Annotated in this window: 15 protein-coding genes and 1 tRNA gene; 6 read left to right on the top strand and 10 right to left on the bottom strand. The window is 63.8% G+C overall.

Annotated features, from left to right (window positions below; translation table 11 throughout):
* Positions 1-144: 144 nt before the first annotated feature.
* Positions 145-1,761 carry a gamma-glutamyltransferase gene (gene ggt, locus AC3EA7_RS01585; protein ID WP_488612270.1) on the bottom strand — a complete coding sequence of 539 codons (1,617 nt, stop codon included), beginning with the start codon at positions 1,759-1,761 and terminating at the stop codon, positions 145-147.
* A 444-nt stretch (positions 1,762-2,205) separates the two neighbouring features.
* Here ggt and AC3EA7_RS01580 point away from each other — a divergent pair, with 444 nt between their 5' ends.
* Both AC3EA7_RS01580 and AC3EA7_RS01575 read left to right on the top strand, forming a co-directional pair.
* Positions 2,206-3,162, top strand: coding sequence for an alpha/beta hydrolase family protein (locus AC3EA7_RS01580; protein WP_488612269.1), 957 nt, complete (start codon positions 2,206-2,208; stop codon positions 3,160-3,162).
* A 167-nt stretch (positions 3,163-3,329) separates the two neighbouring features.
* On the top strand, positions 3,330-4,250 hold the full coding sequence (locus AC3EA7_RS01575) for a CHAT domain-containing protein (protein WP_488612268.1): 921 nt from the start codon (positions 3,330-3,332) through the stop codon (positions 4,248-4,250).
* Between the two features lie 272 nt (positions 4,251-4,522).
* Here the strand turns inward: AC3EA7_RS01575 and AC3EA7_RS01570 are convergent.
* A tRNA-Asn gene (locus AC3EA7_RS01570) sits at positions 4,523-4,597 on the bottom strand.
* 133 nt (positions 4,598-4,730) lie between these two features.
* Here AC3EA7_RS01570 and AC3EA7_RS01565 point away from each other — a divergent pair.
* The 3 genes from AC3EA7_RS01565 to AC3EA7_RS01555 all read left to right on the top strand — a co-directional run bounded on the left by AC3EA7_RS01565 (position 4,731) and on the right by AC3EA7_RS01555 (position 11,130).
* Positions 4,731-6,632: an N-acetylmuramoyl-L-alanine amidase gene (locus tag AC3EA7_RS01565; protein WP_488612267.1), complete on the top strand. Its 1,902-nt coding sequence runs from the start codon at positions 4,731-4,733 to the stop codon at positions 6,630-6,632.
* A gap of 192 nt (positions 6,633-6,824) precedes the next feature.
* Positions 6,825-9,257: a CHAT domain-containing protein gene (locus tag AC3EA7_RS01560; RefSeq protein WP_488612266.1), complete on the top strand. Its 2,433-nt coding sequence runs from the start codon at positions 6,825-6,827 to the stop codon at positions 9,255-9,257.
* Positions 9,258-9,558: 301 nt separating this feature from the next.
* Complete coding sequence (locus AC3EA7_RS01555) at positions 9,559-11,130, top strand: helix-turn-helix domain-containing protein (RefSeq protein WP_488612265.1); 1,572 nt, start codon at positions 9,559-9,561, stop codon at positions 11,128-11,130.
* A gap of 3 nt (positions 11,131-11,133) precedes the next feature.
* Here the strand turns inward: AC3EA7_RS01555 and AC3EA7_RS01550 are convergent, their stop codons facing one another.
* The 8 genes from AC3EA7_RS01550 to infC form a co-directional block, all read right to left on the bottom strand.
* The gene (locus AC3EA7_RS01550; RefSeq protein WP_488612264.1) at positions 11,134-12,090 is read right to left on the bottom strand and encodes a Uma2 family endonuclease; all 957 of its coding nucleotides are present in this window, start codon (positions 12,088-12,090) and stop codon (positions 11,134-11,136) included.
* 762 nt (positions 12,091-12,852) lie between these two features.
* Positions 12,853-15,354 carry a phenylalanine--tRNA ligase subunit beta gene (gene pheT / locus AC3EA7_RS01545; protein ID WP_488612263.1) on the bottom strand — a complete coding sequence of 834 codons (2,502 nt, stop codon included), beginning with the start codon at positions 15,352-15,354 and terminating at the stop codon, positions 12,853-12,855.
* Positions 15,355-15,363: 9 nt separating this feature from the next.
* Positions 15,364-17,190, bottom strand: coding sequence for a hypothetical protein (locus tag AC3EA7_RS01540; protein ID WP_488612262.1), 1,827 nt, complete (start codon positions 17,188-17,190; stop codon positions 15,364-15,366).
* Positions 17,190-18,233: a phenylalanine--tRNA ligase subunit alpha gene (pheS, locus tag AC3EA7_RS01535; RefSeq protein WP_488612261.1), complete on the bottom strand. Its 1,044-nt coding sequence runs from the start codon at positions 18,231-18,233 to the stop codon at positions 17,190-17,192. Before pheS ends, AC3EA7_RS01540 begins: the two co-directional genes overlap by 1 nt.
* Positions 18,234-18,542: 309 nt before the next feature.
* A complete protein-coding gene (locus AC3EA7_RS01530) occupies positions 18,543-19,331 on the bottom strand; it encodes a TrmH family RNA methyltransferase (protein WP_488612260.1) in 789 nt (262 codons plus the stop codon).
* The gene (gene rplT, locus AC3EA7_RS01525; protein WP_488612259.1) at positions 19,328-19,681 is read right to left on the bottom strand and encodes a 50S ribosomal protein L20; all 354 of its coding nucleotides are present in this window, start codon (positions 19,679-19,681) and stop codon (positions 19,328-19,330) included. The genes AC3EA7_RS01530 and rplT overlap by 4 nt, the downstream gene beginning before the upstream one ends.
* 35 nt (positions 19,682-19,716) lie before the next feature.
* Positions 19,717-19,929, bottom strand: a complete 213-nt coding sequence (locus tag AC3EA7_RS01520; RefSeq protein ID WP_488612258.1) for a large ribosomal subunit protein bL35 — start codon at positions 19,927-19,929, stop codon at positions 19,717-19,719.
* A gap of 4 nt (positions 19,930-19,933) precedes the next feature.
* Complete coding sequence (gene infC / locus AC3EA7_RS01515) at positions 19,934-20,524, bottom strand: translation initiation factor IF-3 (RefSeq protein ID WP_488612257.1); 591 nt, start codon at positions 20,522-20,524, stop codon at positions 19,934-19,936.
* Between the two features lie 195 nt (positions 20,525-20,719).
* On the opposite strand from infC, the gene AC3EA7_RS01510 reads away from it, so the two are divergent.
* A partial coding sequence (locus AC3EA7_RS01510) for a DUF4058 family protein (protein ID WP_488612256.1) occupies positions 20,720-21,110 on the top strand: 391 nt, incomplete at its 3' end.

The raw sequence follows: 21,110 nt of genomic DNA, 5'->3' as shown, positions 1-21,110 counted from the left end.
CCCGTCGTGAGATCGAGGACGGTAGTATGTACCGGACATTGTACGCTCATATGCCTGGATCGGTCAATCTTGGTTTCTGGATGCTGATTTCGTGTCCTCCCGACAACCCACTGCGGGCAACCCGCCGGGTTGTCCCTACGACGTTCAACCGATGTGCAATGCCATCCCCGCGCCGCCGGGGTCGGATGCGCCGCGCAACCCGCCGCGCACCGGGTCGATGCTGATGACCTGCACGAGACCGAATGCGCCGTAACTCTGCGGCGCGCGCACCACCGGGTGACGTTTGCGCACTTCGGCGCAGATGTATTCGGGAATGCGGTTCTGCACAACAATCCGCTCACCCTGGCAGTCGAACCGTGGCGCCTGTACCGCTTCCGCCGGACTCATTCCGAAGTCGATGATGTTTAGCAGCGCCTGAAGCACGCCGGTGATGATCCGGTTCGCCCCCGGCGCGCCGATGACCAGCACCGGACGGTTATCGGCATACACGATAGTCGGCGCCATGCCGGTGGTGCGCCCTTTGCGCGGTGCAATCGAGTTACGGTGACCGGGAATCGGGTTGAAGTTGATCATTGAGTTGTTGTACATAAAACCGAGACCCGGCGTGATGACCCCCGACGACATGCCGAGCGAGTGGGTCAGTGCAACGCAGTTGCCCGCCGCATCAACCACGCTGACGTGGGTGGTGTCGGGTGGACCGCCGGGCAGCGCCGCGACATCAATCGGTTGTCCGGCGTCGATCTGCGCGCGCCATTGTGCGGCACGCTCTTTGCTCGTGAGCCAGTTGATGGGGACGGCATCGAACGCCGGATCGCCAATATGACGATTACGATCCGCAAACGCAGCTTTCATCGCCATTGCCACGGTGAAGATGTAGTCAGCGCTGTTGTGCCCCAGTTCGCGCAGATCGCACCCTTCGAGAATGTTCAGCGCCTCGATCAGGGTGGGACCGCCGTGTGGCGCCTGTGAGGAGACGATGGTGTACCCGCGATATGTGCCGATTGTCGGCATCTCTTCACGCAGCGTATACTCCGCCAGGTCATCGGCAGTGACGAAGCCGTCGTTGGCGGCAATGTCTTCGGCGATGCGCTGCGCCAGTTCACCGTGGTAGAAATCGTTGGGACCGGCGTCGGCGAGACGGCGCAGGGTACGGGCGTAATCGGGGTTGCGCAGGATCATCCCCTCGTCGTAAGGGCGTCCATCAGGGGTCAGGTAGATGCGGCGCGCCTCGTCGTTTGCCAGAATATAGTCGAGGAGCGAACTTGCCTCCGGGTAGATCGCGCGGGTTTTCCAGCGGTTCGCCAGAACAGTATCGACCATGAACCCTTCTTCGGCGACGCGGATCGCCGGCTCGAGCGCCTGCGCCCAACCGATGCTCCCCCAGCGCTCCAGCATGGTTGCCAGTCCTTTCACCACACCCGGCGTGCAGATCGCGTGGTAGCCGACATCGTTGACTTTGCCGGTCAGAAAGTACCCCCAGCCGTCCGGGTTCATGCCAATAAAGCGATCCACCCACATATCGGGGCGCACCCGCGAACCGGCGAGCGCGGGTGCGTCGAGCAGGATCGTGCGCACCGCCGGTTCGCCCGCCAGCCGCACTACTGCCAGCGCATATCCGCCCAATCCACACATCTGCGGGTTGACAATCATCTGGACAAAGGCGCAGGTCACAGCGGCATCAACGGCGTTGCCGCCCTCCATGAGCACCTGCGCGCCGGCCTCGACGGCCATCGGTTCTGGCGCTACAATCATTCCTGACATCGGAGTCTCTTTCGTTGTCAGCGGAGTAGAGTAGAATAGCAAAGCACAGTATACTACAGCAGTTCTCGAAAAGGTTGACGCGCAGACGCAAAGGTGAAAGTCGCGCAGCAAAGGTGTTTTTTTGCCTTCGCGCTTTGGGGTCGGCTTTTCTGACACTCATGCGCGGTCATTCATACACTACTACCAGGGCGCTGCGGGCGAACGCCCTCGCTGCACGCGGTTCGACTGCGCTCACCGCACGGGGTTCGACTGTGCTCACCGCACGCGGTTCGACTGCGCTCACTGCACGTGCAAGCCCCCTTGGGGCTGCTGATGCCAGGGCGCAGTCATGCGTCCACGACTGCCAACGCACGCTATGGCTCGTTACGCCGTGCGAACCGGGCGCTCTCTTGTCTGAGTGACCGCAAGTTAGTATGAGAAGTCCTTACGATCAGGAGACTGAACATGTCACGTTTCTGGCGGCTTGCGCCGTTCCTTGTCGGGTTGGGGGCTGGGGTGGCGGTCGGTCCGACGGCGTATCGCGCCACGGAGGCGCTGCGCCTGATGATCTTCAGTGCGCGCCAGCCGTTGTGGCGTTACCCTGCCGATCTGAACCTGCATGCCGGGGATGTTTCCTTTCCATCGCAGGACGGCGTGACGCTGCGGGGATGGTTCATCCACCGGGCAAATGACGACGGTTCGCCTGCGCCTGCGATCGTGTTCGTTCACGGCTGGCCATGGAACCGCTGCGGCAACCGCGCCGGCGTGACGATACTCCCTGATCGCACGGTCGATTTTCTCGCACCGGCAGCCGCCTTTAGCCGCGCCGGGTTTCACGTGCTGCTCTTCGATCTGCGCAACCATGGTCTTAGCGACGCCAGCATACCGGTGACGTTCGGCGTCAACGAAGCGCGCGACGTGATCGGCGCGGTGGCGATGCTGCGCGCGCGGCAGGACGTGGACGGCGAGCGGATTGGGTTGATCGGGTATTCGATGGGAGCGAACGCTGCGTTGCGCGCCGCTCCTGATTGCGCCCCCATCCGCAGCATTGTGGCCGTACAACCGACAAGCGCGCAGGTGTTTGCGCCGAACACCGCGCGCGACGTGCTCGGTCCCGCCGGTCCGGCGCTGATCCAGATGGGAGGGTTGCTCCACCAGGCATTTGGTGCGCCGCCGTTTCGCGCGATCGCACCGGCGGCGTGGGTGCACCGCCTGCGCGACACTGACGTGCTCTACATCCAGGGCAAAGGCGACCGTTGGGGGTCGCTGGCGGATGTTGAGGCAATGGCGGCAAACACCCCGCGCGCGCGCCCGGTCGTTGCGGCGCCGTCGAACGAACGGTATGGCGGGTACCTGTATGTCACCGACCATGTGGACGAGATCATCGCGTTTTTCAGGGAGACGATGGGGATTGAACGTTGAACGTTGCGCGGTATCGCCACGGTGGGGGCAGGTCTGAGACCTGCCCCTACGGTGGCAACGACGACGATGATATGGCGACGGATTCGATGGGTTGCAAATCATTCCTTGCCACATTCCCGCCCCACGCCCTATAATGCGCACAGGACCATTCGACCACCGCACCGCCTATGACCGATGACATCTCCCGCCTCGAACAGGAAATCACCAGGTTGCGACAGGCGCTGGAACAGGGCGCCAGCACGCCAGCGGCGAAAGCGGCGCTGCGCGCGCACATTGAAGAGATGCAACGCCAGCTCGCGGCGCTCAAAGGCGTCAGCCACGCGCCCAGGGTCAGCGGTCCGACCGTCGGGAAGATTACGGCGCGCGCGGCGCATATTGCCACGGAGCAGACGATCCTCCACGGCGCGCCGGCTGCTGGCGCTCCCGCAGCAGCGGGCAGCGCCCCCGGCGCAGGCGCTGCGTCCAAGATCACCGGACCAAAGGTGGAGGAGATCGAGGCGGATGAGGCAAACATTGCCACAAGACAAACGATCGTTCGCGCCGCGCCTGCCGCGCCACTCGTGGTGCTGGCGGCATACGCCGCGCCGCGCGGCGCACCTACGCTCGCCTGGGATGTCGAGGAGCGGGTGCTGCGCGACTGCCTGGCGCCCTACCCGGATCGCTTCCGCTTCGAGCCACGCGCCGCGCCGGATGACCTCCACCAGGCGCTGCTGCGCCTCCAGCCATCCTACCTCCACATCCTCAGCCACGGCGACAATGGTACGCTCTTGTTTCAGGACTCGTCCGGCGATGCGCATCCGGTACCGCTTGCCGCGCTGCTCCAGACCTTCGCCAGTGTTCCGGCGCTGCGCTGCGTCATCCTAAGCGCCTGTGAGTCGGCGGCGGGCCTGACCGCGCCGGGACTCGGCATGCCGCCGTTGATCGCCATGCGCGCAGCGATCAGCAGTGAGGCAGCGCGCGCATTCGCGCAGGGATTCTACGACGCCGTCGCTGCCGGGCGCGACCCGCGCGCCGCCTGGGTCGCCGGGTGCGACCGGATGCGACTGACCGGCGCCAGGGACGCCAATGTGCCGGTATTTCTGGAGTAATATGGGCTTCTCACAAAGCCTGGTCCTGAAGAGTTGCCGGAGATGCGGTGGGCGTTGGCTTCGACAGGCTCAGCCAACGCAGCGCCTGCGCTGGCGGCGCGGTCAGTTTGCGGCGGGCTTGGCTTCGACAGGCTCAGCCAACGCAGCGCCTGCGTTGGCGGCGCGGTCAGTTTGCGGCGGGCTTAGCTTCGACAGGCTCAGCCAACGTTCACTGCCAGGGTCGAGTGTCGTGAGAAAAAGAAACACACCCAATATTTTTACCGGGTGTGTACTGGCTCCCCGACCAGGATTCGAACCTGGAACCTACTGATTAACAGTCAGCCGCTCTACCGTTGAGCTATCGGGGATTGTCAATTCCCAATACGAGATTATACACTTCCGGAGACGGTCTGTCAAACTTGACTCGCGGGTTTGCTCTGTGCTACGATGCAATCTGTTCCGAATCCGGTTATCGTTCTCGCTCTGCCGGAGAGGTGTCCGTTGACCACACAAGACGTTACCACTGGCGTGCCGCCCATGATTGGGCGCTGTCTGACCATTCCACAATGGCTCGAGTATGTCGCCCGCTACCGGTTCGGGCAGCTGACCCCGTCAAGAGTGGTGTTGCACCACACCTTGCGCCCAACAGTGCAGCAATGGCGCGGCCTGGCTTCGATGCAGGGCATGCAACGGTACTACGCCAGTAAAGGATGGTCGTCCGCCCCCCACATTTATGTCGCTCCCGACGGCATCTGGCTGTTTACGCCACTGAAAGATATCGGTATCCATGCCGGACCGGGCAACGGTAGCCTGAAGGCCGGCTGGTACTCGATAGGGGTCGAGATGGTTGGCGACTACGACCGCGAACGACCGTCGGGCGCGGTGTGGGAGGGGACGAAAGCGGTGCTCGGCGGCTTATCGCGGCGGTTAAACATTCCACCTGCAACTCTGCTCGCCTTCCACCGTGACTACAGCAAGAAAAGCTGCCCGGGATGGGCTGTCACCAAAGAATGGGTGCTCGGCGAGGTCAATGCCTGGCTCAACAACGTCGCGCCGCCGCCACCGCCGCCGCCTGGTCCCATCGGCGCCATCCCGCCGGAGATCGAAGAACTTGCCGAAGCGCTGCTCGACCAGAGTTACGCCCGCCGCGCCGAGGGGTACAACAGCAGCTGGGCGTTCCACCAGTTCGCTGTCGAGAACAATCTGGGCTTTCCGACAGCGAAGAGCCAGCGGTTGCAACACGGCGGGAAGACCTACAACTACCAGCCGTTTGCCCGTGACACGCTCTTTTGCGAGGCGCCGAACTGGGGCGACGTGCAACGCCTGTCGCAGTTGCTCGCTGGTTCCATCCCGCCGGCGGGGACGCTTGGACGCGCCCTGCTCGACGCTACCTACGCCACCGGCGGATCGCCGTTTCGCCCCGACTGGGCATTTCACCAGTACGCTATCGCCGGTCAGACCCTCGGACCGCCGCTGGAACCGAGCAAAAAACTGGTGGTAGACGGCGTTTCCTACAGTTACCAGGTCTTCGCCACCGACACGATTTTCAACCGCGGCACAGAATGGCAGAACATCCAGCGCCTCAGCGCCCTTGCCAACACCACCAACCCGGCGCAGGCAAAGGTGCGCGACGAGCTGCTCAAGGCCACCTATGCCGCCGCTGGGCAGCAGTACCGCCCCGACTGGGCATTCCACCAACTTGCCCGGCAGTGGAACCTCGGCGCGCCGCTGGGGAAAACCGACCCTATCACCGTTGGCGGCAAACAGTACAACTTCCAGGTCTACGCCACCGACACAATCTACAACATTGTGCCGAACTGGAGCGACGTGAAGCGCCTGAGCGCGATCTTCGGTCCGCAACAGGCGCTGCTCGCCGCTCCCGCGCCGGTCGCCAGGCTCCTGTCGCCAGGCGCCGTGCTTGCACCGGAATGGGAGGCCTTCCACATCCAGCGCTTCACCGTCGCCGGGCGCGCACCAAGTGCGTATGGCAATCGCAGCGGCTCGAAGATCCGCCTGATCGTTCTGCATGGCGACGAAGGACCTGCACGCCAGTCGCTCGAAAGCATGGCAATGCCCGGCGCGCCGCGCATGCCGCACTACTACGTCGCTGCTGATGGCGCCATCTACCAGTTGATCGACGACGAATTCGCCGCCTTCCACAGCGGCATGGCATACTGGGATGGCGCGCAGCGCAACATCAACCGCAGCAGCATTGGCATTATGCTGGAACGCCCGCGTACCGGATACACCACTGCATCACGTCGCGCCCTTTCCTGGCTGCTTGCCCGACTGCGCACCCGCCACGGCATCCCGGCATCCGGCGTCGTCCGCTGGGGCGAACTCTCCCCCGACGCCGCCGGCGATCTCGCCGATCTGCCGGGGAACTGGTACCGGGAGGGGTGAGGCGAGAGGCGAGAGGCGGGAGAGGCGAGAGGCGGGGAGCAGCGTTGCAGGTACGAAGGTTGAAATGGGACGGTTGAAGCATTTCCGCAGGCGACCAGCGCGTGGGCGTCGCTGAGTTGTAGGTGCAAAGGTTGCCCTGCGCCCTCTGTGTCTCTGTGGTTAGATTTTACTGGCGGGAAGGATTGATGCTGTATGCCCATTGATTTGAACAAACTCACCCTGATGCCGATCAGCGATTGCCTGGTTGCTGAAGAGACGGCGCCGCTGTGGCAGATCCACGCCATGCTGCCGCCGGATCACAACGATCGCCTGTACCGCTTCGTCGTTGCGCCGCTCGCCGATTGGACCTTCATCGTCGCGCGCTGGATCGAGGTCGAGGAGATTGTCCATCGCCTGATGCGCTACCAGGACATTCGCGGCTGGACGCTCCCCGAACTTGCCGCGATGTCCCTGCCGCCGGATTATGTGGAACCAGAAGAACACGTCGCCGCCAAACTGGCGGAGGTTCCGCTGGCGACCCTGATCCAGCGCCTGACCCCCGTGCAGGGGCTGGATCGCCAGGCGACCACCACCTACGAGGCGCGCACCATCCGCGACAGTCACCCCGGCAGGCGCGTCGTTGTGCTCGAACACGACGCCATCTACGGCGTCGTGTTCGAGGAAATGCTCGCGGCTGGAGAGGTCGCCTTCGATCCGTTCCGCCACGGAATGGCGTCAGCGATGCCGGAGATGGCTGGCGATGGCGGCGACATGCACGACATTGAGCCTGATCTCCCGCGTTCCGCTACAGCGTTGCCCGAAGAGATCACGGATGTCGAACGCGGTGGAGGTCTTACGCCTGAACCGTCCCCTGCCGAGCGGTCACCGGCCCCGGCGCTGCTCAACGAAGTCGCTGCTGCGCAGGACGACCGGGTCTTCAATCTCTGGATCGAGCAGCGGTTGCAGCGAGAGGCGGAGATCGCCGGCGGCGGCAGGACCCTGACGCGCATTGCGCCGCCGGAAGAAGCGCTGGCAATCGGCGGGATGTACGCCGTCAATGTGAATGTTGCAGCGCCGCTCGCCAGCGCTCGCGTGCGGGCTGGAGGCGTCGAGCAGGCGGAACAGATGACTACTGCTGCGCAGATCGAGGTGGATGTGCGTCTGGTCGCCGACAGCGCCTTCTTCAAGATGTACGGCATTCCCCAGCAAAAGATCATCTTCCCGCGCGGCGGGGTTTCGAAGAATATCGCCAGTTTCATCATCGAGCCAATCAAGCAAGGGATTGGCGAAATCACGGCGATTCTCTCGCTCAACCAGAAGCCGTTCCAGAAGATCGTCGCGCAGGTGGCGATTGGCGATGCGGCGCTGGCGGACCTGCCAGCCGAACCGGTGCGCGCCAGCGGGTTGACCCTTGCCGCTGCCGCTGCGACGATGAGCAGCCCGCTCGCGTATCCCGCCGAAACCGACGCCAGCCTGATCATTGTGCGCGAAACGACCGGCTATACCTTCATTCTCTCGCTGGGGAGCGGGTATACCGTCGCGCGCCTGAACCTGGCGGAGAAAGAGATCGTTGACGCCATCCGCCAGGCGCGCGCCGCGTTCCTGGAGAAAATCGTCAAGAAGCTCGACACACCGCGCAATGTCTATGCCTACCAACTGAAGGATACAACGATCCCGGAGGCGATCCACCAGGAAGCGCTGCGCGATCTGCGGCAGATCGGCGATCTGCTCTTCCGCTCGTTGTTCTTCACTCCCGGCAGCGGCGACCAGGGGAAAGAAATGGGTCATCTGCTGCGCGCGACAACCGCCGAACGCGAATTGCGCATTAACGTGATTGCGGAACGCTTCGCCTTCCCCTGGTCGCTGGTCTACGCCCTGCCCTTCAAACCATCCGACCCGGTCGATCCGCTGGGATTCTGGGGCTACCGCCATATCATCGAATACACGCCGCAGTTCAGCGCGCGTCAGCCTTCCGCCTTCGCGCCCGAAATCAATGCCGCGGATCGGCTGCGCGTGGGGTTTGTGTTCGACCAGACGATTGATACACAATTCAACGCGCCGATCATCGCTGAGCAGCGCCAGGTGTTGCCCGGCATCGACAGGGTGACAGTCACCGAGTACGACAACCGCAACAAGTTCCTCGATCTGCTCAGCCGTTCCCAGGATATTCCCCAGATCATCTATTTCTATGGGCACGCGGTCAGCCGCTCGCCGGGCGAAAAGGATGCGGCAACCGGCATCGAATATGGGTTGGGCGACTCCTACCTGAGCATCAACGGCGAAGCGATCACACTCGACGAAATGAACCTGTACGCCGGTCTGGACCTGGAGCGGTTCGACAGTGCGCCGCTGGTGGTGCTCAACGCCTGCGAGAGCGCCGAATTGTCGCCGGAACTGTACAACGGGCTGGTTCCTTACCTGATCGGGCGCGGCGCGCGCGGCGTCATCGGAACGGAAGTGTTGATGCCCGTCTTTTTCGCCGCCGAGTTTGCGCCGGCGCTCCTGCGCCGATTCGCTGCCGGCAACACGCGCCTCGGCGACCTGCTGCGCGACATGCGGCGCGAGTATCTGCGCGACAAACGCAATGTGCTGCCATTGATCTATGCGCTCTACAGCAACGCCGAGATGATCGTCAAGCACAGCTAGGGGCAGCGCCTTTCAAATAAGCTCACACAAAGGCACAAAGGCACAAAGAATCAATTCAGACTCTGTTGATGGTGGATCGTTGTCATTTGCGCCTTCGCGCCTGTGGGTGCGCTTATTGACGCAAAGACGCAAAGAGCGGAGGATCTATCACTTAAGAACCTTTGCGCCTTCGCGCCTTTGTGTGAGCCATAAGGAGCAGCAATCGTTGCGATAAACGCTCTGGCGGGTAGGCGAGCGACAAGCGACAGTCGCATTAAGCAGAGCCTTCGCACCTTTGTGAGATCAAAGACGGAGTCGTTGCGTGAAAGGGACAACACCCGAACTCGAACTCCCCCGCCTGACCAGTGCAGACCTGGCGGAGCGATTCGGCAACGACGAGGCGGCGCTGCGACGGTACCGCATGCTGGTTGCCCTGCTGCGCGAAGGGCGCTCGCCGGGGGAAGTGGCGCGCACATTTGGAGTCAGCCGCGAGAGTCTCCGGCGGCTGCGCGAAGCCTTTCGGCGCGGCGGTCTGGCAGCGCTCAAAAGTCGCAAGCGCGGCGGAGGGCACTTTGCGCGCAACAGCCCCCTGGCACGTATTCTTCGTCAAGAACTTGCCGCTGAACCGGGTTTGTCCGCACATGTACTCTGGCGCAGGGTGCAGGCGCGATTGCGGAACGAAGGGGTTCTCGATGTGCCGCGCAGCACCTTCTACCGCTTGCTCGCACGACTGCGCGACGAGGAGAGCAGTGCAGGATCCCACAACGCCACGGTGCGTCTGTTGCGCGAGGCGCTTGGCGCACTTCCTGAAGATCCGCCGCTCACGCTGGGGCGCAGCGATCTGGCAAAACTGCTCCTGACCGATGAAACTGATGTTCAACAGCGCGGACGTCGCCTGCAAATGGCGCTGCGCACCGCCATTGAACAACTGCGTCCGTCGGACGATGCTGGTCCGGTGTTGAACGACCCGCGCTGGCGGCACTACCTGATCATCGCGGGCGAATACGAGGCGGGCGAGGCGCGCACCGATCTCCAGGAAGCGCTGGCGCTCAGCGCGAGCACCTACAGCCGCGCCAAACGCGAGGCATTGGAGCGCCTTGCATCTCTGTTGCCTGCCGCTATCGAAGCCTTGCCGCCGCCGGCGCCGCCGGCGCAGCTGTATGCGCCGCCATCTGCATCAACCACCGGCTACGAAGCCGAACTCGACCTGTACGTGTCATCGCTACGGCGCGATGGTCTGGCGCTCATTTGGGGCGACCCCGAAGCATCGTTCACGCTGGCCGCCGCGCTTGCCGCGCACCTCCACACCCACGGACAGAAGGTCATCTGGCATGCCGCCGCACCGCCCGACATCGAACCGCGACCGGGTCTGCGTCTGCTGCAAACACTCGCTGCTGCGCTCGCCGCCGAAGGCGACGATGAACTATGGCGCCACCTGGCGTCGCCTGATGCCGTTCCACTGGTCTGGCACCTCGACCTGCTGGCGAACACGATTGGCGGGAGACGCTGGGCGGTGGTAGCGGCGAACACCCACTGGCTGACCGACAGCGACGCGGTGCAGGCGCTCGATGTGTTGACGACGGCATACGAGCAGCGCGAGATCCGCCTGGCGCTCGCCGGGCGCGACCTGCCACTCTGGGCGGATGCCGACCGCTGGCCCACGCTGCCGGGAGATCAGTCAACAGTACAGGAATTCCTCCAGCGCCTGGCGCGGCGTACCGTATCCCCACAGACCCCACTCTCTGCCGATATTGTGCGCGAACGCGCGATCCAGTTGATCGAAGCGCTTCCAACCAGTCAGATGGCATTTCTTCCGCTCGACGAGCGCGACCGCCTGATTGCAGCGCTGGCGCCTGTCGAGCAACTGCTAGCGGCGCTGCGTGAGCGCAGGTAGCGGTCATCTGCCGCGCAGACGGCGCAGTTCCTCTTCGAGGGCGCGCAGCCGCTCTTCGGCCGCGGCGCGCGCCCGCGCTTCGGCTTCGCGCGCTTCCGCTTCGCGTTGCGCCCGTTCTGCCTTGCGCTGCGCCCGTTCCGCCTCGCGCTGCGCCCGTTCTTCGGCTTTGAGGCGCGCGCGTGCTTCGGCTTCACGCGCTTCCGCTTCGCGCTGCGCCCGCTCCGCTTCGCGCTGCGCCCGCTCCGCTTCCTGCGCCGCCTGCCACACGACAGTCGCGTAGTTACCGAACGGTACGCCGTGTTCGTCGTAGCAGACAACGTGATCCCGCTCGATGCCCAGCCACAGGTTGGCGATTGCCAGATGCACCCGCCCCGCAGCATCTGGCGGATGCAACCGGTATGCCCCTCCCTCCAGCCGGTAGTCGAGCAGGCGCAAGCGTCGCTCCCGACGACCGCGACTCAGATCGTCCACAATCACGTACTGCGCCACCCCCGCGCGCGCGTAATGCTCCACCCTGCGCTCCAGGTCATTCACGCGCGTCTCCAGCGAAGTAATTTCGATGATCAGCGCCGGACGCGCTCCCTCCACCGCCACCTCGAACGTGCTCCAGTTCTGGCGTTCCTGCACGCCGGGAATGACCGTCACATCCGGTCTGTGCGGACGCAGGTCGGGAATATCCCACGCAATGCGCACATCGGTCAACACAATCGCTGCGCCGGATTGCTCCAGGCGGGCGCGCAGCACTTCGGTGAGGTACATCCGGTCGGTCTCGTGGCGGTCGCTGTGCACGATGAAATCTCCCGCTTCCGGGTGCAGGACATCCTCCAGCGTCAGCGGAACCTGTTCGAAGTGATGGGGATCGTCGGGGGTCGGACGTGGCACGTAGCGCCAGCCGTAGCGGAAGGAGTCGTCGGCTGGCGCAGCGTCCGGCGGCGCTGCGGGGATAGTCGTTTGTGTCATATACAGGTCCTCCCTGGTACGTGCGGTTGCCAGGCGCGGCGCGGCGGTTGTGCGACTCTGCCTAGCGTTATTGTACCATATCCGCACACTTGTGCGAGGCGCAAAGTGAGAGGGTTGCGGGGCGATGACAGGGCCGGGCGATCACGAAGGGCGCGCCGACGATGGCAATGCCCTGCAATCGTGGAGTAATCACAGGTAGGGGCGACCCGCCGCGTCGCCCCGATGACGGCGCGGGTCGCCCCTACGGGCAGGACAACGACGGGATGCAATGATGGGACACAGTTGGGCGCCCCTACCGCCACCACATCCGCATTCGTCGGGGCAGGCCCCCGTGCCTGCCCACGACGGGCGCCCCCAAGGGGCGCCCCTACCGCCACAACCGCCGCATTGGTAGGGGCAGGCCCCCGTGCCTGCCCACGACGGGCGCCCCTACCGCCACCACACCCGCATTCGTCGAGGCAGGTCCCCCGTGCCTGCCCCGCCACGCGCCGCCGGCGGGCAGGGACGGATGGGGCAACCACAGGGGGTTGCCCCTACGTTGGCGATCCTGCGTGTCGCCGGGTCGCCCCGACGGTGGCGCGGTTCTCCGGGTGCGGGACAACCACTGGTACCGGCGACCGCTGCGTCGTCCTATAACGGCGTCAACATTCCTATGTTCAAATGCAACGATTCGGCGACGGTGCGGTGCACTGTCTCTCCTGCCTCCTCACCCTTAACCCTCGCACCTTCCCACCTGCAACCTTCCTCACCTTCAACCTTCTCCTACCCCCGGATTGTTGCGCCGATGTCGTACTCCAGCCCGCGCACGATCTTCTGGCGGATTTTGGCGATCTCGGCATCGTTAAGGGTGCGGTCCGGCGCACGGAACACCAGGCGGTAGGTGAGGCTGCGTTTGTTGGCGCCAACCTGCTCGCCTTCGTACACATCGAAAAGGGTGAGCGACTCGAGCAGCGCGCCAGCGTATTTGCGAATAGTCGCTGCAACCCGTTCCGCCGGAACCTCGACCGCCGCCACCAGCGACAGGTCCTGCGTGGTTGCCGGATAGCGCGAGATGGCGCGGTAGCGTGCCGACTCAACCAGCGCACCGATCAGTTCGAGATCGAGTTCGGCAGCCATCGCGCGCGGCGCGGCAATTGCCAGGCGCTCGCAGACATCGGGATGCAGTTCGCCGATGACGCCGAGCACGCTTCCATCCCGTTCGAGCCGCGCCGCGCGCCCGGGATGGAAACGCGGGTCGTCGGTGAGTGGGACATATTGCACACCAGCGATGTTCAGGCGTGTCAGCAACACCTCCACAATCCCTTTCAGATCGAAGAAATCCATCACCGTCTCGTCCGGCATATGCCACGAGCGCTCATAACGCCGTCCTGCCAGCGCCAGCGCCAGCCGCCGCGGCTCTGCGGGACGTGGATCGTCGCTACCGAGGGCGCGTTTCAGGTAGACACGACCGATCTCGAACAGCAGCACCCGCTCGCGTTCGCGCAGGTTCTGCGCCAGCGCATCCAGGAGTGTCGGCAGCAGCGACCGGCGCAGGTACTCGCGCTCCGGGGTCAGCGGGTTTGCCAGCCGCAGGTAGAGCGAAGCGTCGGCATCCGCCGGATTGACCGCTGCAACTGCTGCCATGCTGGTCAGCGAGTAGGTGATTGCTTCGTCCAATCCCGCGCCTGCCAACAGATCGCGCACCCGTAGTTCCAGTTCCAGCGATGGGTTGTTGCGCGGTTCGGGCAGCGCGTCCGCCATCAATGACAGAGGAATGCGGTCATACCCGTATATGCGCGCCACTTCTTCGCACAGATCGGCAAGCATCGTTATATCGCGCCGCACACTCGGCGCCGTGACCCGCACCGCTGCACCGTTGTCGATCAGATCGCAGGCGAACCCCAGCGGACGCAGCAGATCGGCGATCTCGGCGGCGCTGAGCGAAATGCCGACGATCCGGCGCACCTCGCGCGGCGTCAGATCAAGGGTCACCGGTTGCCACGGGCGCGGGTAGTTGTCCACCATCCCCTGCGCCACCCTGCCGCCCGCGATCTGTTGCAGCAGCGACAGCGCGCGGCGCTGCACCAGCGGCGGCAGTTCGTAATCCACGCCGCGCTCGAAGCGCTTCGACGCCTCCGAACGCGCCCGCAGCGCAGTTCCCATCCGCCGGATGATCGTCGGGTCCCACACCGCGACTTCCAGCAGAACGCGAGTCGTCGCGGCGCTGACTTCGCTCGATGCGCCGCCCATCACCCCCGCCAGGCTGAGCGGTCCGTGCGGATCGCACACCAGCAGCGGCAGCATCCCGCCGCCAAGCGAAGCATCCAGATTGTGCTCTTTGTTGTCAAGCGTCACCAGACGCTCGCCGGGGCGCGCCAGGCGAATGATCAGGTGCTGATCCGTCACCTGGTCGGCATCGAACATGTGGTTGGGTCCGCCAAGCTCAAGCATCACATAGTTGCTGATGTCCACGATGTTGTTAATCGGGCGCATGCCCGCCATCGCCAGGCGGCGCTGCATCCAGAGCGGCGACGGTCCGATTGTGACCCCTTCGATCAAGGTGGCCGTGAAACGCGGGCAGAGGTCCGGTTCCTCGATTGTCACCCGGACGCGCCCTTCGACCGGCGGACCATCCTCAACGACGGTCATCTCCGGCATGCGCAGCGGTGAGCCGGTCAGCGCCGCGATTTCGCGCGCCACACCGAGGATCGACAGGCAGCGCGCCATATTCGGCAATACATCGAACTTCAGCACCACATCGCCAAGGTAGTCGCGCAACGGCGCCCCGACCGGTGCATCATCCGGCAGGATCAGAATGCCTTCATGGTCCTCAGACAGACCAAGTTCCTTTTCCGAGCAGAGCATGGCGTCGGACATGATGCCGCGCACCGGTCGCCCCTTCAGCCGCATTTTCACCCAACCCTCGGCGTGACCGTCGTACAATTCTGCGCCTTCGCGCGCAAAGACCCCCTTGAGCGGCTGCGGCAGTCGCCCTTTGTCTTTGTAGGGGAAGAGATTGGGCGCGCCGGTGACGACCGTGTGCGGCGCGCCGGCGCCGTAGTCCACGTCCGCGAGCACCAGACGGTCGGCATTCGGATGCTGCCGCACTTCCAGGATGCTGCCGATCACGATCTTCTCCGGATCCCACGGCAGATCGGCGCCTTCGACGCCAATCCGCTCGATCCCCTCACACTCCAGCCCTGCGCGGGTCAGTCGCTCGGCAAGTTCTTCGACCGACAGGGTGATGTCAACGAACTCTTTCAGCCAGGATAGAGGAACGCGCATATGAACTCCTTATCGTCCGGTTATCATCAGGGTGGTCAGCACGACATGATCGCTCTCAGGATCAGACACATCGTCATCATCGAAGAACGCCGCGCGCCGTCCAGTCGCCGGGTCCCACAGCCCCACCCACAGCGCATATTCGCCAGGCGGAAGATTGGCAGGAATGGCGAGCGTATAACGCACCTCGACCCAATCTCCTGCGACCCACTGCGACATGGGATACGCGCCATCGCGCGGCTCACGGTTGTCCTCCGTCACAATCCGGCGGTCGGCATCGACCAGGTGCACGAACGTCCACCAGTCGTGGTCCTGGCGCGACAATGCGTGCCAGAGCAGCGTGAGTTCAATTGTTGCGCCAGGACGCGGCGTTCCCTCGAGTCGCCAGCGACGGATCACCGCGCCGGGTTCGGTAGAACGCGCGAAACGCGCATACGTCTCATTCCCCTCCCAGGCGTGCGCCGCCGATGCAGCGAGGGTCTGAGGCGGATACGCCGGCTGAATGACGCTAACCGGCAGCCAGGCTGCAATGCCTGCCATCCCAACGATGAAGAGCCTCACCAACACACGCCGGCGGAGCCAGACGCTCAACCCGCACGCCAGGAGCGCCGCAATCGCCGCGATTGACGGGAACAGGAGACGCCCCTGCCAGGCGACCAATCCGGCGGTAAAGGCGAAACTTATGACCCATGCCAGCGCCAGAAGGGGCGGCGCCGCCAGTTGCCAGGTCCACCGACACGCCACTGCATTCGAGCGAACCAGGGTCCACACCCATCCGACGACCGCTGCCGCCAGCAACGCAGCGTACACCACCATCGTCCATGGCGGCGCCGGAAGATTCATCCAGCCAAAGCGCGCCCAAAACGATTCGTACAGGGTCGTCAATGCGCCCATCCAGGCTGCCGGGTTTGTCCATTCAAACGCCTGCGTGGTAAATTCCGCCTGAAACGCCTGCAAACCGAGCGGATCGCCATATAATTGCCAATTCCGCAGGTACCACCAGCCACCGACGAGCGCCGCGCCAAACACCAGAACCGCGATCATCACCTGCGGGCGACCCGCCGGGTCGCCCCGACCTGCGGTTGCCCCGCGATCCGTCGCCGCGCCCACCCCCCCCGTCACACCCCATGTGAACACGAACGGCACAAAAATCAACGCGCTCTGTTTGGTGATCAACGCCAGCCCCAGCACCACTCCGATCAGCATGGCGCGCAGCAGCGACCGCGGACTGCTGACGACCAGCCAGAGCAGCGCTGCCCCGAGCGCCGCCAGCAGCGCGTCGTTGCTGATCAGCGACGAGATGAAAATGAACTGCGGGTTGAACGCGACCAGCGCCGCCGCCAGTAGCGCTGTTGCGTCGCGGTTCGCCGCGCTATCGGTGTGACGGTGCAACACGCGCACCGTCAGGTATGTCAAGATGACCGTTGCCGCACCCGCCAGGCTCGACGCGCCACGCGCTAGGCGCCATGCCCACACCTGCGCGTCCCAGGGCCACTGCTCACGACTCCCGTGCGCAGCAGCATTCACCTGATCGCCGCCTGCCCAGGTGAAACGCGAGTTGCCGGGCAGGTCGAACGTGCGCAACGACTGCGGCAGCCAGAGCACTGCCGGAGTCGCCAGCAGATAGGCGAGCGGCGGATGATGCCCCGATCCCGGCACGTCACTAACACATAGCGGCAGACACTGCACCGGCAGTCTTCCTTCGCGCGCCAAGAAGAACACATATGCCGCGTGCCCCGGTTCGTCCGGTCCCTCACCAGGCGGCGTCGCCAGATTGTACAGGACGCAGAGCGCCAGAAAGAGCGCAACCAGCACGATGAGCAGTGAGTGCGTTTTCATCAGAACTGTTGCAGGAAGCGCTCATCGCCGCTAAAGAACCAGCGAATGTCATCGATCCCGTAGCGCAGCATTGCCATCCGCTCCGGACCCATCCCAAACGCAAACCCGCTGACCTTCTCCGGGTCGTACCCGCCATTGCGCAGCACCGTCGGATGGATCATGCCCGCGCCCAGGATTTCGAGCCATCCCGAATGCTTGCACACCCGACATCCCGTACCGCCGCAGAGGAAGCATTCGATATCAAACTCGACGCTTGGCTCGGTGAAGGGGAAGTAACTGGGACGGAAACGGGTCTTGACCCCTTTGCCGTACAACCGTTCGGCGAACGCCACCAGCGTCCCTTTCAGATCGGCAAACGAAATCTGCTCCCCGACCGCAATCCCTTCAACCTGATAGAACTGCATCTCGTGACGGGCAGTGACCTGTTCGTAGCGATAGCACTTGCCGGGGAGAATGGCGCGCACCGGTTTGGGTGCATTGGCGCGCATCGCATAGATCTGCCCCGGCGACGTATGGGTGCGCAACAGAAGCGTCGCGTCGCCAGGCGTTGTCTCGACGTAGAACGTATCCCACATATCGCGCGCCGGATGGTCTGGCGGCATGTTGAGCAACTGGAAGTTGAACTCGTCAGTTTCGACTTCCGGGCTTTCCCAGACCTGAAACCCCATCTCTCCCAATATGGCATAAATCTGGCGCAGCATTTGAGTCGTGGGGTGCAACCGTCCGACGGCAGGCGCGCGTCCGGGGAGGGTGACATCGACCTGGTCGGCTTCAAAGGCGTGTTGCTGCGCCATGCGTTTCAACTGCGCTTCGGCGCGTTCAAGCGCCTGTTCGAGTGTGGCGCGCGCAGTGTTGAAGCGCGCCCCGGCAGCCGGACGTGCGTCTGCGGGCAGGGCGCCAAGCCCCCGACTCAGACGCGAAAGCGCCCCTTGCTTACCCAGGTAGGCGTTCTTCCACTCGGTGAGCGCCGTCAGATCGGTGATCTGCGCCAGCGCCGCCAGCGCCTCGTGCTCGAGTTGATTCAACTGATCGATCAGCGACATGCTCTTCTGCCTCCATTCAACAACAAAACCACGCACTCGCCAGGGACGAGGCGTGGCCCGTGGTACCACCCTGTTTCGGCGGAATCGCCTATGGCGACCCCGCCCTCATAGCCCCGATAGCGGAGGGCGACCGGCGACGACTACTCGGTGCCTGCGCAGACGACGATTGCGGTCTGCGCTTCCTTTCCCCGTCGCGGCTCGGAAGGGAACTTCAGCGGGGCGTCACGGCGACGGCTCACACCCTTCGACCATCGCTCTCTGTTCGTCGTCTCCCGCCTACTCGCTTCGTCACAGCCTGTTGAAAGAAATCTAACTGCGTCCCAGCGTGCGTTGCCGCAGCGCCTCGAAGAGGATCACGCTCGCCGCCACTGCAACATTGAGCGACTCGGCTTTGCCGCGCATGGGAATGGTAATCTGTTTGGTGGCAAGCCGGCGTGCAGCATCGCTCAACCCGTGCGCTTCGTTCCCGACCAACAGCGCCGACGGCTGGCGCCAATCGGCGGCGTAGTACGGCATGCGAGCGTCTGGTTCGGCGGCGTAGACATGATCGACCTGCGCCAGGCGCTCGCCGATCTCGTCCCAGCGCACATCCTGCTCGATTGACAGGCGGAAGTGCGCTCCCATCGCGCTGCGCACCACCTTGGGCGCATACACATCGACCGTACCGGCGCTGCAGAGCGTCTGCGCCACTCCCACCGCCTCGGCGCTGCGCAAGAGCGTCCCCAGGTTGCCGGGGTCCTGCACGGCATCGATCACCAGCACCAGCCCTGGTTTTTCCGGCGGAATATGTGGCCATCGCGCAAGCGCCACCACCCCTTGCGGATGGACGGTGTCGGCAGCAGCCGCAATCACCTGTGGCGTCGCCTCATAACTGGCAGGCAGGCGTTGGAGCCGTTGCAGCAGATCCGATCCGGCTGATGTCTGCTGCAACTGTTCCGGCGCATACAGCACGAGCGTCAGTGTTGCGCCGCTCTCCAGCGCATCGGCGATCAGGCGAACCCCCTCAAGCACGAACATCCGCTCGCGGCGACGTTCCTGACGGTCGGCAGCCAGCGAGCGGATCCGTTTAACATGCTGATTCGCCGGGCTGGTAATCACATCGCCTGCTGCGCCTGTTCGACGACGCGCCCGAAAGCCGCCGGGTCGCGCACGGCCATATCGGCGAGCACCTTGCGATCCAGTGCGATACCGGCGCGCTTGAGGCCGTTCATCAGGCGACTGTACGACATGCCGTGCATGCGAGCAGCGGCATTGATACGTACAATCCAAAGACGGCGAAAATCGCGTTTGCGGTTGCGCCGGTCGCGGTAAGCATACCAGAGCGCCTTCATCACCGTTTCGCGCGCCACTTTGATACGACGGCTGCGGCTGCCGCGATACCCTTTCGCCTGCTCGAGCAATTTCTTATGGCGCTTACGCACCATCACGCCACGTTTAACGCGGGCCATAACAAACACCTGATTCTTAATCTACAAACGCACTTCTAACGGCTATGCTTTGCGATATACGGCAATGCACGGCGCAGGCGGCGCTGAACCGTCTTATGCACTTCAAACGTCCGATCGAGATGCTGCAAAATACGCAGCGCCATCCGGCGGCGGAAGTGTCCGCGACGACCGGGGGAGCGCACCATTTTCCCGGTCCCCGTCAGGGTGAACCGTTTTGCCGCTCCTTTATGCGTCTTCATCTTGGGCATGCGTTTATTCCTCTTCGTCAGCCTGATCGGTAGGCGCTGCATCGGACGCGGGCACACTGACCTTTGGCGCCGGTTGGGTTGCGGGGCGAGGAGCCTGCTGTTGCCGTTCACGCTGCGCCTGCGTTCTGGCTTTCTGGTTCGGCGCCAGCAACAACGTCAAAACCCGCCCTTCCATCGTCGGCCGTTGCTCGACAACCGATATGTCGCGCAGTTCCTCTGCCATGCGTTCCAGCATTTCCAGCCCGATTTCCTGATGGAAGATCTCACGACCGCGGAACCGCAGATTGAACTTGACCTTGTCGCCGTCCAGCAAAAAGCGCCGCGCCTGCTTGGCTTTGACATCCAGATCGTGTTCGTCGGTTTTCGGTTCCAGCCGGATCTGCTTGATATCCACCTGCTTCTGGTTCTTCCGCGCCTCGCGCTCTTTCTTCGACTGCTCGTAGCGGAACTTGCCGTAGTCCAGAATGCGACAGACGGGCGGGACGGCGTTCGGCGCGACTTCAACCAGATCAAGCCCGCGCTCTTCCGCCATCAGCAAGGCTTCGCGGATCGGGACAATGCCGACCTGTGCGCCATTCTCGTCAATCAAGCGCACTTCGCGGGCGCGAATGCGATTGTTGATACGAAGCCGGTCTCTAATTGCAGCGCTCCTTTCGATACACGACGGTACAGAACAACAAACCGCGCCGGAATGACGCGATGCAAACGTAAGTATAGCATTGCTGCGCCATTTCGTCAATGAAGTGAATTGCCGCATTCTATGCTATCATGCCTGTGTCAGGAGGCGCCTATGGAACCGCCATTTCCCGGCATGGACCCCTATCTGGAGCGCTCGACCCTCTGGCCCGATGTGCACACCGGGCTGATTACGGCGATGCGCGACTACTTGCAGGCGCAGATTGCGCCGGGGTACATCGCGCAGATTGCGCCCTACGTCGCGCTGGAGCAGATCGAGATTGCGGCGCCGCGCCGCGCGCTGGTTCCCGACATCGGGGTGTATGAGCGGCAACCCGCCACTGCCGCCACCGCCGCGACGCTGGTCGATGCGCCGACCCTCACCGGCGTCGCGCCGGCGGAAATCCCTACCCGCTATGCGCGCATCGAAATCCGTTCCGTGCTCGATGAGACGCTGGTGACCGCCATCGAACTCCTCTCGCCGGTCAACAAGCGTCCCGGTCCCG

It is taken from the genome of Roseiflexus sp., from assembly GCF_057785375.1.
The sequence above is the reverse complement of the archived record's forward strand: the minus strand, read 5'-3'. Positions and strand labels throughout refer to the sequence as shown.